Raw genomic sequence first — 12,521 nt, forward strand, 5'->3', positions numbered from 1 at the left:
CGATCGCTCGGGCGGACCTGGGTTTTTGTGATTGACATCATGTTCAGGCCGATAATCAGTAGTCAACAGGATCGACGATTGCCGTGGTCATCGCATTGTTGGGAATCCTATGTTCGGGAATACTGAACACTATGACCGAATTCGAGAACGCCGTCCTGATCGGGGCGTCGATCCGGCAAGCGCGGCGTCACAGCGGGCTCTCGCTGCGCGAATTGGCCAGGCGTCTCGATGTCAGCCCGGCGACGCTCAGTGCTGTCGAGACCGGAAAGACCAGAGTCAGCGTCGACAGGTTGGCGGCAATCGGAGGGATCCTGGGAGTGCGTTTCGACGCTCTGCTTCCGGCTGCGATAGTGCGCCCCGCAGAGCAGCCGCGATGGGGAGGCGACGACGCCGACCCGGATGCACATTTTCGCCCGAACGAGTGGCGAAGGTTCGGCCCGAGTTCGTTCGATCCGGTGTTGGCGGCGGCGCTCGCGGAGATGGTGAAGACCGGGTATCACGGCGCTGCGATGCGTGAGATCGCCAAACGTGCGCAGATGAGTGTTCCGGGTCTGTATCACCACTATTCGAGTAAGCAACAGATGTTGGCCGAGATTCTCGAGCTCACCATGGCCGAGCTCAACACGAGATCGTTGGCGGCTATCGACGAGGGTGGTAGTCCCGACGAAAGGCTGGCTTTCCTTGTCGAATGTGTGACCTTGTTCCATATCTATCGCCGCGATCAAGGATTCCTCGGTGCCAGCGAAATGCGCAGTCTCACAGACGAGAACAGGTTGCGCATCACGGAATCACGCAACTACCAGCAATGGTTGATGACGAAGCAAGTCGACGACGGAATTGCCGCGGGTGTGTTCGGGACGGATCGACCGCGACAGGCTGCGCGTGCAATCGTCGTGATGTGTGTCTCTGTTGCGCAATGGTATCGGCCGAGCGGACCGCAAACGCCCGAGGAAATTGCACGCGACTATGCGCGTTTTGCGCTCGATCTGGTGCGCTGCGATCGACCGTGACGGACGTCATCCGTTCGAGTAAGGAACGAAACGCGATGTCTTCCAAGCTGTCTCACAAGGACTACGTGATCGGTGCCGGCATCACCATCATGGACCTGGACATGCATGGAGAGAATGGCGGCGAATCTGCCGCTACCGCCCAGCGTCAGTACGGCGATCGCGAGCTAGGCGACGACGCGGGCTTCGTCAACCGGTTCCGTCCCGGCGAGAACGATTACAAGCACATGCAATTCGACAACAACGATCGATACCTGTTGGCGAAGCTGATGAGCTTCGCCGGCACATGAACCGAATGATTCTCGAGTTCAGTCGCATTCAGACTCTCGCGGGTATCATCAGGTCCGCGTACAACCAGTACACCCCGATCGCAGAAGACATGAGAAACCCACCGAGTGCGCTGCTGTGGAAGCAGGCCACCGAGCATTTCCACGATCTCGGGAATCCTGACAAGTTCGTCGGGGACCGGGCGCAGAGTGAGTGGACCAGCTTCACTGTCACCACGTCGTCACACGAGCTCATCAACGAGATGTCCCGAATCACCAAGCAGCTCCCCGGAAATGCGCTCAACAAGTTCGTGGACTCGAACGTGCTTCTGTCGATCGTGGTCCACCATCAGCCGCACTACCACGCGCAGACAAGAGATCATGGACAGCGTCGTTAATTCGATTCCCAGCCACATGCCTTACGCCTGGCGTTCATCAGTTAGTTCGCGGAGCTGCCGTTCGACATGGTGTTCACCGAGCAGCACTCGGTGCGCTGTGCTCAGGTGGCCGTTTACAAGTTCCTGGGAATTCCGGAAGACAAGCTCACCAAGATGCATCACTACGAGAAGGACCCGAAGGTATCTCGCCAAGGCCGCAGTGACGATGTTCCGCTGAGGTGTGCTCAGCGACCGTGCCGCTTCTCGTAGTCCTCGCGAGTGCGATCGACGCGGCGCTGGGCCTTCTCGTCGAGCAGTTCGGGATCGAGTCCGTGGCTCAGCAGGCGGTGGCGGCGGTAGATGGTGCCGAGCGCCACGACGAAGTACGCGAGCGGGATGAGCAACAAGGCCATCATGGCCAAGGGAATCCAGATCGGTCCCGGAATCAACAGGAACAAGAGCAGGATCAGCGTGGCCGGCACGGTGAAACGAATGATGTAGCGAGCCTGCGCGCCCGGTCCGACCAGATCGTTTCGCACCCAGTCCTGGTACCGGTCGGGGAGTGTCTTTCCCAGGAGGTATCCGCAGTACTGGGGAAAGTTCGGGCGAGTCTGTTCGGCCATGGCCTCCAGGATAGTGCCTGGTACTGCCGCTTACACCGGTGCCTTGAATGTGCGTCGGTAGGCGCTCGGTGAAACGCCGAGGGCCTCGTTCATGTGTTGACGCATGGATGTCGCAGTCCCGAAGCCGGTTCGAGCAGCAATCGCATCGATCGACAGGTCGGATTCCTCCAGGAGTTCCCGCGCCCGATCGACGCGTCTGCTGGTCAACCAGCGGTTCGGTGTCGTTCCGACTTCGTCGCGGAATCGACGGCTGAACGTACGGACACTCATGTTGGCGCACGCCGCCAGGTCCGCCAGCGTGATCGGGTCGTCGAGATGTTCGAGGGCCCAGTGCCGAGCGTCGGCAGTCGATTCCGAAGGCTTGTCGGCCAGTGGGCGGCGGATGTACTGCGCTTGGCCACCGTCGCGCCACGGCGGTACGACGCAACGCCTCGCGACGGTGTTCGCCACTTCCATGCCGTGGTCGCGCCTGACGATGTGTAGACAGAGATCGACGCCTGACGCCACGCCGGCCGAGGTCAGGATGTGGCCTTCGTCGACGAACAGCACGTCGGGGTCCACGTTCACCTTGGGGTAGACGCGCTGGAAATGGTCGGTGTTGCGCCAGTGCGTGGTGGCGCGGAGTCCGTCGAGCAAACCCGCCGCGGCGAGGATGTACGAACCGGTGCAGATCGAGACCAGTCGAGTGCCCGGGCGGATGTGTTGGAACGCTGCGGCCAACTCGGGGGAGAGGTAGCCGTCTTCGTACGCCGGGCCTAGTTCGTATGACGCGGGGATGACGACGGTGTCGGCGGTGGCGAGCAGCTCCTTCCCGTGGTCGACCGAGATGCTGAAGTCTGCGTCTGTCTGCACGGGATTGCCGTCGACGGTGCACGTCAGGATCTCGTACAGCGGCCGATCCTCGACGTCGAGGGCGCGCCCGAAGATGCGCGCGGGGATCCCGAGTTCGAAGGGGATGACTCCGTTCAGCGCCAGTACGACGACGCGATGTGGACCAGACATGGCTCGATTCTTTCATATATTGGCAATCCGGCCACTGTTCTCGATCGAATCCGAACTGCAGAATCTTCTCTGTGACTTCTGAGACCGCTCTCCCCGAATCGGGCCCACAGCAGGTAAGCACGCCGCGCTTTCACCGCGCCTGGTCCGTCGCGATCGTGGCGTTCCTGGCATTGGTCGGTGCAGCGAGCTTCCGCGCCGCCCCATCGGTGCTGATCGATCCGCTGCACGAGGATTTCGGTTGGTCGCGCGCCAGCATCTCCGCCGCAGTCTCGGTCAACCTGATTCTGTACGGGCTGACCTCGCCGTTCGCCGCTGCCCTGATGGAAAGGTTCGGTATCCGGGCGGTTGTCACTTCGGCGTTGGCGCTCATCTCGCTCGGCAGTGGTCTCACGATATTCATGACCTCGAGTTGGCAGCTCATTCTGTTGTGGGGTGTCTTCGTCGGCCTCGGTACGGGTTCGATGGCGCTGGCGTTTGTCGCCACCGTCGTCGATCGCTGGTTCGTCGAAAAGCGTGGTCTCGTGACCGGCATTCTGACGGCCGGTGGCGCGGCCGGTCAGCTGGTGTTCCTGCCAGTCCTGGCCAAGATCGCGGAAACGTACGACTGGAAGAGCGTCGCATTCACGGTCTCGTTCGCCGCACTGGCCGTCGTGCCGTTCGTTCTGCTGTTCCTGCGTAACTATCCGTCAGACGTGGGTACGACGCCTTACGGCGCCCCCGCCGACTACGCCCCACCCGCCAAGCCTGTCTACCAGCGCGGCGGCGCCGGAGGCCGGGCGATCTCGGTGCTGGTGATGGCGTCGAAGACCAAGGTGTTCTGGCTTCTCGCCGGTACCTTCGCGATCTGCGGCGCGAGCACCAACGGCCTGATCGGAACGCACTTCGTTCCGGCGTCGCACGATCACGGAATGCCGATCACCACGGCCGCGTCACTGTTGGCGTTGATCGGAATCCTCGACATGGTCGGCACCATCGCTTCGGGTTGGTTCACCGACCGCATGGACTCGCGAAAACTTCTCGGCATCTACTACCTGTTCCGCGGAATCTCACTGCTGTTTCTGCCGTTGTTGCTCGCCAACACCGTTAATCCGCCGATGATCGCGTTTGTCATCTTCTACGGGCTCGATTGGGTGGCGACGGTTCCACCGACCGTCGCGCTGTGCCGTCAGCACTTCGGTGCCGACGCTCCCATCGTGTTCGGTTGGGTGCTGGCATCGCACCAGATCGGTGCGGGTCTGGTGGCCTTCTTGGCCGGCCTCGTTCGTGATCAGATCGGCTCGTACGACGCCGCCTTCTTCGTGGCCGGCGCACTGTGTGCGATCGCTGCAGTCATGTCGTTGTTGATCGCAAAACGTCCGAAAGAGGCAGTATTGGTTGACTCTGTCTGATTCGGCACTGTGATCGGTACCACCGACGGGGTAAGTTGTGTGTAACTCCAAGAACTACTCACCAGTAGGGGTACTGAAATGCCTGCTCCGTCCGCTGCGACCTTCTCGCGGCTCGCCGATCTGATCGCCATCGACAATGTTGCCGATCGCCCGACGAAGTCCATCACCGAGGTGTTCACCGGCAAGGAGCTGGCGACCATCCCCGTCGGCACCGCCGACGACGCACTTGCGGCCATCGCCCGTGCGCGCGTCGCCCAGAAGGAATGGGCCAAGCGCTCCGTCCTCGATCGCGCTGCCGTCTTCCACCGCTACCGCGACCTCATCCTCGAGAACCGCGACGCACTCATGGACATGGCCCAGGCCGAGACCGGAAAGTCGCGTACCGCAGCTCAGGAAGAAGTCCTCGACATCTCGATGACGTCGCGTCATTACGCACGCGTGGCGCCGAAGCTGCTGCGTCCGCGTCGCGTCTCCGGCATGCTTCCGGGCCTGACGAAGACCGTCGTCCGATACCAGCCCAAGGGTGTCGTCGGCGTCATCTCGCCGTGGAACTACCCGATGACGCTGGCCGTGTCCGACGCCATCGCCGCGCTGCTCGCCGGTAACGCTGTTGTCCTCAAGCCGGACAGCCAGACGCCGTACTGCGCGCTCGCCTGCGTCGAACTGCTCTACAAGGCGGGGCTGCCCCGGGACCTTTTCGCCGTGGTTCCCGGACCGGGCTCCGTCGTCGGTACCGCCCTGGTCGAGAACACCGATTACCTCATGTTCACCGGTTCCACCGCGACCGGTCAGCTCCTCGCCGAGCAGGCCGGTCGTCGACTGATCGGCTTCTCCGCCGAACTCGGTGGCAAGAACCCGATGATCGTCGCCGCCGGCGCAGACTTGCGCGAGGTCACCGACGCAGCTGTACGTGCGTGCTTCTCCAACTCCGGTCAGCTGTGCATCTCCATCGAGCGCATCTACGTCGAAGAGTCCATCGCTCCCGAGTTCATCCGCATGTTCGGTGATCGCGTCAAGAAGATGAACCTCGCCGCCGGTTACGAATTCGGAATCGAGATGGGCAGTCTCGTCTCCGAGGCGCAGGTCAAGGCAATCTCCGCTCATGTCGACGACGCAGTCGTCAAGGGCGCCACCGTCATTGCCGGCGGCAAGGCCCGCCCGGACATCGGACCGCTGTTCTACGAGCCCACCCTGCTGACCGGGGTTCCCGAGGACGCCGAGTGCTACCGCGACGAGACCTTCGGGCCGCTCGTCTCGATCTACCCGGTCAAGGACGTCGAGGAGGCCATCGCTCAGGCCAACGACACCGAATACGGCCTCAATGCCAGTGTGTGGGCGGGAAGCAAGGCCGCCGGTGAAGCTATCGCAGCGCGTATCCACGCCGGCACCGTCAACGTCGACGAGGGTTACGCTCCCACCTGGGGCAGCACCGCTGCACCGATGGGCGGCATGGGTGTCTCGGGCGTCGGTCGTCGTCACGGCGCCGAGGGTCTGATCAAGTACACCGAACCGCAGACCGTTGCTACCACTCGCGTCATGAATCTCGGTGGACCGCGCGGACTTCCGGCCAAGGTGTGGGCAAAGCTCATGCCTCACGCCATTAAGATCATGTCCTGGGTTCCGGGCCGGTAACGGGTGGAAACCGCCAGCGCGTACATCGAGGCAACGCCGGTATCGGTGTGGAAGGTTGTCAGCGACATCGAGGGTATGGGTCGCTTCAGTCCTGAAAACACCGGTGGAACATGGACTTCCGGAACTCCGGGCACAGTGGGTGCAAAGTTCAAGGGCACCAACAAGCACGGCCTGATTCGGTGGAGCACGCACTGCACGGTGATCGACGTGGTCGACTGCCGGAAGTTCTCCTTCGAATCGGACGAGCCGAAGGCTCGGTGGACGTACGTGCTCGAGCCTTCGGGAACGGGCACTGTGCTTACCGAGACTCGTGAAATCTATGCCACGCCTGCGCTTTACGTCCGCATGATGTCGGGTAGCGGCCTGCTCGGTCGGGGTCGAGATCAGCTGATGCAGACCGGAATGGAAACCACGCTGGCGCGCATCAAGGCGTTTCTGGAGAGCTAGAAACTTACACAAGTGGGGCTGCACTCGATTCGAGTGCAGCCCCACTTGTGTTGCTGCGGATCAGTTTGCAGTGGTGACAAGCGCGGCGTCGACGAGCGCGGTGTAGACACGCTCCGGTTCTTCGGCGATGCGATTGAGTACGTACAGCCACCACTGTGTTCCGAAGATGACGTATTCGCGTGTGGTGAAGCCCGCGGCTCGGAGGGCGTCCAGTTGCTCGGTACCGAGACCAAGCAGCATCTCGAACTCGATGTGCTCGCCTCTGAGCTTCGAATCATGCTCGGCGCGTAATGCTTCGAGGATGTCGCGGTCATGCGTCGCGATGGAAACCTGGTGACCCGATTCGACAATTCGGGCTGCGTAGTCGAGATACGCGCGTCGCAGCTCGGCACTACCGCGCGGGTAGGCGACGGATTCGGCTTCGAGGAAGGCGCCCTTCACGAGACGGATGCGGCCGGGTCGGTCCAGCAGAGCGGCGAGATCCTTTGCGGTCCGGTGCAGTCGGGCCTGAATGGTGATCCCCACGTGAGTGAAGCGCTCGGCCAGCCGCGCGTGCATGTCGAGGACCAGGTCGGTGCGATCGGACGCTTCGGCGGAGATGATCAGCTCGGCACCTGCGCGTTCCGTGGCCTCGGCCAGGCGCACGACATTGCGAAAGCACTGCTCCGGATCGATTACCAAGCCGATGTGCGAGAGGTCGAACGACACGGTGCTCTCGACACCCGACGTGCCGATTCGTTCCGCGAGTTCCACGAAAACATCGGTTTCGGCGTTCGCGAGCTCGGGATCCCGGACGCTTTCCCCGGTGTATTCGATGCTCGCCTTGTGTCCTCGCGCGAAGATCGAGGGGAGGCGGTCGAAAGCGTCGTCGATGGTTTCGCCGCCGATGTAGCGAGCGGCGACTTTCCGTGCGAGTGCTGCCGTCGCAGCGTCCGCCATGGTGCGTTCTTTCAGGGATTCGTCGAGTGCGAGGCGGCGTAGGACGTCTGCGGCCTGGGCTTGTAGATCCGTGTTCACGGCTTCAGAGTATCCGGACGAGGGTGCGGGAATTATTCTCCGGAACCTTGCGTTCGATCTATTGTCGATATATCGTCGATACGTCAAACAAACACAGACAGTCCAGGAGGACAACATGTACGCCCCACACAACAACCCAGAAATGCACGAACGTCGCGAGCATGGCCGCCGAGGCCCGCATCGTGGACACGGTTTCCGTCGAGGATTCGATGCCGAGCGACCCGAGGGTCGCTTCGAAGACCGAGCAGAAGGACGCCCCGAAGGCCGACGCGGTCGCGAGGGTCAGCGCGGATTTGGCCGGCCCGACCAGCGCGGATTTGGTCGACCTGACCAGCGCGGACACGGCCGCCCTCACTTCGGTGAAGCCGGCGCAGCGCTCCGTCCCGCGATGGGTCTACTCCGAGGTGCCGCTGTCGCGGTAGCCGCAGGTGGGACCGCTGAGCAGGTCGCCAAGGCAGAGGCAATCCTTGCCGAGGCACGCCGAGCACTGTTCGAGATGCTGGCGGAAAAGCCGGCCGATGTAGAACCGACTGACGCAGAAGCTACAGCCGCAGAATCTACCGACACACTGCCGGCAGAGTGATCACGGCGCTCAGGCGCCGACGGTGACTTCCTCGCTGTTCATGCCGGAAACGTGGCCGTCGGCGCCCTCTCGCCAGTACCCGACAACATTGTGCTTGTCGCGAGCGATTCCTCGAACTTCCCTCAGATGCTTACGAATACGACGGCTGGTTGCGCTTTCGCACGCCACCCACGCGTAGACGTCGGCCGATTCGGATTCGGGAAACTCGACCTTCTCCACAGCCTCGAACAGCGCGCTCGGCGCCTTTCCGAGACCACTCCCCACGAGCCACGTGTATGTGACGTCGCCGCGAGTGACAAATTCCTGTCGATCCTCTTCGGTTTCGACCTCGATGATCGCTTGTGCGACATCGCCTTCACGAAGTTCTTCGACAATCCTGCCCAGTCCGGGGAGACCCGTGGCGTCTGCGACCAGCAGCTGCCAGCGAGGACCCGCCGGAGCCTGGTAATGGGAACGAGAACTGTCCGACCAGAAGACGCCGAGTAGGTGACCTGGTTCGGCCCGCAGGGCCCAATCCGCTGCAATACCGCCAGGGTGCACGACGAAGTCGATGTCCAGACGTCGGCCGCCGTCGTGCACCTTGCGCACGGTGTAGTGCCGCCACGGTGGCTCGGTTCCGAGATCGGCCTTGCCGTAGTCGGGATTGTTGAAGTAGTCGTATTCTGCTTCTGTTTCACCGGGTTTCGGGAACGCGATGTCGATGCGCTCGTCGCCCTGTCCGCCTGTCGGCCAATGCCAGTCGCCTTCTGCTTCGATGCTGATTCGCCGCATGTGCGGGGTCAGGGACGTGACGGTGACGACGCGGGCGGGTTCGCAGAAAGACATGCCTCGACCCTATTGGTCCTGCGTGTCGAAGTGGAGACAGATGCTGTCGCAAGACGGACATCGAAAGCAGCTGAAAACGCCAGCGTATGCCCCGAGGCATGGTTTCTTCCCCGGTGCATACGCTGGCATTTTCAGTTATGCCCGTTCAGGCGGCTGTCGGTGGGCTGTTCCCGCCGATCGGCTGCTGATACGGATCGATCGACATCGGTGGATAGAACACCGTCTTTCGATCGGGGCCGATTTCCACTCTCCACTCGGTGTGGTGCAGCGTCCGATGATGATGACCGCACAACAAGATCAGATTGTCGAGATCTGTTGGGCCACCATCATTCCAATGAACGATATGGTGAGCGTCGCACCACCCTGATGGTGTCCCGCACCCTGGAAACGCACAACCGCCATCGCGTACCGCCAACGCTCGCCGCTGCGGAACCGTCGCCGTTCTCGCTTCCTTACCGCACTCGAGCGGAACACCATTCTCGTCCAACAAGATCCGCGTCACGGTGCAGTCGCAGGCGAGCATCCGTGCGGTGTCGATACTGATCGGGCCCACCCAGTCCGTCCATGCGAACCCGAGTTCCTCCGTGGACGGCAACAGATCTTTCAATGCTTTGAGGTCGGTCATGTCTTTGGCGCTGGCGGTGACCGTGATGTGCGGTTTCACCCCACCCTCGATCGGACCCAACCCTGCCCGCTCGTACCGGCGCAGTAGTTCACAAAACCCGTCGGCCCGCCGCAATGCCGGCGTGCGGGTGTCTTTGACGCCATCCTTCTCCGGCGTCGGACCGGACAGGCTCGAGAGCAGCGTGATCAACCGCGCCCCGTTCACCGCATCCAGATCGCCCTTGACTGTGACCCGCCCGTACAGGCCTTTCGAGGCGTAGAACTCATTCCGCTCAGAGTCTTCCCCGACCGGAACACCGTCCTCACGCTTGCCGTACTGCTTCTCGATCCTCCGGATCGCCGCCCGCACCGCATCACAATCCGCAATATTCTTCGACGCCAACGACAACAAGATCCCGCGAGCTTTGTCCACCTCCGCCAGGGTCATGTTCTTCGGCGGATGCTGACAAAACGACGCCACCTGCCGCGCCTTCAATGCATCAACATCGCCCCGGTGAAACGCATCCGCGACAACAGGTTCGAGCATCAACAACCGCGCCAGGCCGACCAGCAGACTGCACTCACCGATCTCCAGATTCGTCGAACCATGCAACCACTGCGCGATCGCCCGAAAACCCTTCCCACCGAGAACCTCACGGGAAAACATCTCCACGATCAGCAGCACCATCCGCGACTGCAACTCGTGCCGGACACGCACCAGATCGAGAACCTCACTCTTGAGGTCCTCGCCATCCAGTTGCCACGCATCCCGACTGTTCATGAAGCAATCATATTCGAACAGAGTTTCGAATACAAGAGAATTGCAAGCGAAAATTCTTGCTGTACAGCTACTTTCGACAATTCGGACAAACCTCAGATCGAACCCAACTCCCGCGCACGGGCGACGGCCGACGTCCTCGACTTCACTCCCAACTTGCCGAAGATGTGGACCAGATGCGATTTGACCGTGGTCTCACTGAGGAACAGTTCTTTACCGATCTCTCGGTTGGACCGACCCGCTGCGACCAGCTTCAGCACTTCGATTTCCCTTGGGCTGAGGCTGGTTTCGGGCTTACGTACGCGAGTCATGAGCTTCGACGCGATGGCAGGGGAGAGAACGCTGTCCCCGCTCGCAGCGGCGCGGACGGCAGACAGCAACTCGACCGGGGGTGTGTCCTTGAGCAGATAGCCGCTGGCTCCAGCTTCGACGGCGCTCAAGATATCGGCGTCCGTGTCGTAGTTGGTCACGACGAGCACGTGCGGCGGATTCGGCAGCGCGCATACCGCGCGGGTGGCGTCGACCCCCGTCTTGCCTGGCCCGAACCGCAGGTCCATGAGCACGAGGTCGACCGGCGTGGTGGCGCAGAAAGCTATGGCTTCCTCGGCGGTCCCTGCTTCGCCGACCACCTCGATGTCGGATTCGCTTTCGAGTAGCGCTCGTAGCCCGGCGCGCACGATCGCGTGATCGTCGGCGAGCAGCAGGCGGATCACTGTTCACCGACATCGAGGGGAAACGTCACTGCGACGGCCGTGTGTCCCGCCTCGGACTCGATGGAGAACGTTCCGCCCTGCAGTTCGACGCGTCGACGAATTGCATTGAGGCCAAAAGATTCCGCCGGCCCACGTTCGAGAACTGCCACGTCGAAGCCGTGACCGTTATCGACCACGTCGAGGCTGACGGTGTCGTCGGAATACGTCAGTGTCACAGCCATTCTGGTTGCATCCGCATGGCGGAGAACATTGGACACCGCGCCCTGAGCGATACGCACCAATGTTGCTTCGAGGGGCATCGGCAGCCGGACCGCCTCGCCTTCGACCAGGGATCGCGCTTCCAGTTCAGGGCTGCTCGCGCGTTCGCAGATTCGACGAAGCGCGTCGGCGAGCGACTGACCGTCCAAGGCTGCGGGTGTCAATTCGGCTATGAGTTGGCGGGTTTCGGCAAGACTGTCTGCGGCAGTTTCGCGCGCGAGGCTGATCTGTCGGATGGCCGGGCTGTCCGGATCGGCACGCTCGGCAGCGTGAAGGAGCATCTGGATGCTCGAAAGTCCTTGGGCCACGGTGTCGTGAATCTCGGCCGCGAGCCTTTCGCGTTCTGCGAACTTTCCCGCATCGCGGGACGTCGACGCCAATTCTTCACGGGTATTCATCAATTCGTCGATGAGACGTCCGCGCTCAGCTGCCTCGCGGTACAGCGCTTGATATCCGAGACCGATTGCAACCGCTACGGCAGCGCCGATGATCGGACCGACGGCGCCGGCAATCGTCCATCCACGATGGAGTCCGGTGCCGATCACGGCGACAGCCGTTGCCGCGGTGACCGCAAGAAGGCTCCAGGGGCGTCGCAGAAGATGGAGATAGAGGAAGAAGAGTCCGAACGCGAGGTAGGCGGCGTCGGCGGATACCGCCATCGTCGCGATCCACACGAGGGTCAGCGCGGCTAACCACCAGCGGGCAGCATTGCCGCGCAGCCTTTTGGCGACCCCGAACAGATAGACGGCAACAAAGATCACGGACAGCGCGGTGATGGTTGCGGTCAGGTCGGATTCGTCGATCAGCGCTCGGAGAAACACGACCCCGGCCAGCGCCATGACAAGGACATGCAGACCCAGTTGTAGGCCGGCGAAGACAGGCGTGAGCGGAGATCTGTGCATCTCGCCCAGCTTAGCGAGGTTCGGCCTCGGATCATCCATCAAAAGTTGTAAACCGGGATGGTTCTTTCGAGCGCTGGAAAGTCGATCCGAGGTGCGATGG

The 12,521-nt window shown here is 61.9% G+C and carries 14 protein-coding genes; 7 read left to right on the top strand and 7 right to left on the bottom strand.

Features of this window, described 5'->3' with window-relative positions; all coding sequences use genetic code 11:
* Positions 1–131: 131 nt before the first annotated feature.
* From ACSW29_RS02055 to ACSW29_RS02065, 3 genes are read left to right on the top strand one after another with little or no spacing between them, the layout of a single operon-like run.
* Positions 132–1,010 (top strand): TetR family transcriptional regulator, encoded by an 879-nt coding sequence (locus ACSW29_RS02055; RefSeq protein WP_317826746.1) that lies wholly within the window; start codon positions 132–134, stop codon positions 1,008–1,010.
* Between the two features lie 35 nt (positions 1,011–1,045).
* Entirely contained in the window at positions 1,046–1,297 is a 252-nt protein-coding gene (locus ACSW29_RS02060) for a hypothetical protein (protein ID WP_448276267.1), read from the top strand.
* Positions 1,294–1,671 (top strand): oleate hydratase, encoded by a 378-nt coding sequence (locus ACSW29_RS02065; protein ID WP_448276269.1) that lies wholly within the window; start codon positions 1,294–1,296, stop codon positions 1,669–1,671. Before ACSW29_RS02060 ends, ACSW29_RS02065 begins: the two co-directional genes overlap by 4 nt.
* Before the next feature lie 224 nt (positions 1,672–1,895).
* On the opposite strand, the gene ACSW29_RS02070 is transcribed toward ACSW29_RS02065, so the two are convergent.
* Entirely contained in the window at positions 1,896–2,273 is a 378-nt protein-coding gene (locus tag ACSW29_RS02070) for a DUF5313 family protein (RefSeq protein WP_448276271.1), read from the bottom strand.
* A 30-nt stretch (positions 2,274–2,303) separates the two neighbouring features.
* Positions 2,304–3,275 carry a GlxA family transcriptional regulator gene (locus ACSW29_RS02075; RefSeq protein ID WP_230816127.1) on the bottom strand — a complete coding sequence of 324 codons (972 nt, stop codon included), beginning with the start codon at positions 3,273–3,275 and terminating at the stop codon, positions 2,304–2,306.
* Positions 3,276–3,346: 71 nt separating this feature from the next.
* Here ACSW29_RS02075 and ACSW29_RS02080 point away from each other — a divergent pair, with 71 nt between their 5' ends.
* The 3 genes from ACSW29_RS02080 (at position 3,347) to ACSW29_RS02090 (ending at position 6,742) form a co-directional block, all read left to right on the top strand.
* Positions 3,347–4,663, top strand: a complete 1,317-nt coding sequence (locus ACSW29_RS02080) for an MFS transporter (RefSeq protein ID WP_448276272.1) — start codon at positions 3,347–3,349, stop codon at positions 4,661–4,663.
* Between the two features lie 78 nt (positions 4,664–4,741).
* Positions 4,742–6,295 (top strand): succinic semialdehyde dehydrogenase, encoded by a 1,554-nt coding sequence (locus ACSW29_RS02085; RefSeq protein ID WP_095969378.1) that lies wholly within the window; start codon positions 4,742–4,744, stop codon positions 6,293–6,295.
* Between the two features lie 3 nt (positions 6,296–6,298).
* Positions 6,299–6,742, top strand: coding sequence for an SRPBCC family protein (locus ACSW29_RS02090; protein WP_347875653.1), 444 nt, complete (start codon positions 6,299–6,301; stop codon positions 6,740–6,742).
* A gap of 60 nt (positions 6,743–6,802) precedes the next feature.
* Here the strand turns inward: ACSW29_RS02090 and ACSW29_RS02095 are convergent, their stop codons facing one another.
* Positions 6,803–7,759, bottom strand: coding sequence for a proline dehydrogenase family protein (locus ACSW29_RS02095; protein WP_347875654.1), 957 nt, complete (start codon positions 7,757–7,759; stop codon positions 6,803–6,805).
* Between the two features lie 161 nt (positions 7,760–7,920).
* On the opposite strand from ACSW29_RS02095, the gene ACSW29_RS02100 reads away from it, so the two are divergent.
* Complete coding sequence (locus ACSW29_RS02100; protein WP_448276273.1) at positions 7,921–8,181, top strand: hypothetical protein; 261 nt, start codon at positions 7,921–7,923, stop codon at positions 8,179–8,181.
* Positions 8,182–8,351: 170 nt separating this feature from the next.
* Here the strand turns inward: ACSW29_RS02100 and ACSW29_RS02105 are convergent, their stop codons facing one another.
* The 4 genes from ACSW29_RS02105 to ACSW29_RS02120 all read right to left on the bottom strand — a co-directional run bounded on the left by ACSW29_RS02105 (position 8,352) and on the right by ACSW29_RS02120 (position 12,460).
* Positions 8,352–9,167: a siderophore-interacting protein gene (locus tag ACSW29_RS02105; RefSeq protein WP_205907230.1), complete on the bottom strand. Its 816-nt coding sequence runs from the start codon at positions 9,165–9,167 to the stop codon at positions 8,352–8,354.
* A gap of 145 nt (positions 9,168–9,312) precedes the next feature.
* Positions 9,313–10,551 carry a DUF222 domain-containing protein gene (locus ACSW29_RS02110; RefSeq protein ID WP_448276276.1) on the bottom strand — a complete coding sequence of 413 codons (1,239 nt, stop codon included), beginning with the start codon at positions 10,549–10,551 and terminating at the stop codon, positions 9,313–9,315.
* 92 nt (positions 10,552–10,643) lie between these two features.
* The gene (locus ACSW29_RS02115; protein ID WP_019746299.1) at positions 10,644–11,261 is read right to left on the bottom strand and encodes a response regulator; all 618 of its coding nucleotides are present in this window, start codon (positions 11,259–11,261) and stop codon (positions 10,644–10,646) included.
* Positions 11,258–12,460 carry a sensor histidine kinase gene (locus ACSW29_RS02120; RefSeq protein WP_448276277.1) on the bottom strand — a complete coding sequence of 401 codons (1,203 nt, stop codon included), beginning with the start codon at positions 12,458–12,460 and terminating at the stop codon, positions 11,258–11,260. Before ACSW29_RS02120 ends, ACSW29_RS02115 begins: the two co-directional genes overlap by 4 nt.
* Between the last annotated feature and the right edge of the window lie 61 nt (positions 12,461–12,521).

The sequence above is a fragment of the Rhodococcus sp. GB-02 genome (genome assembly GCF_053470465.1).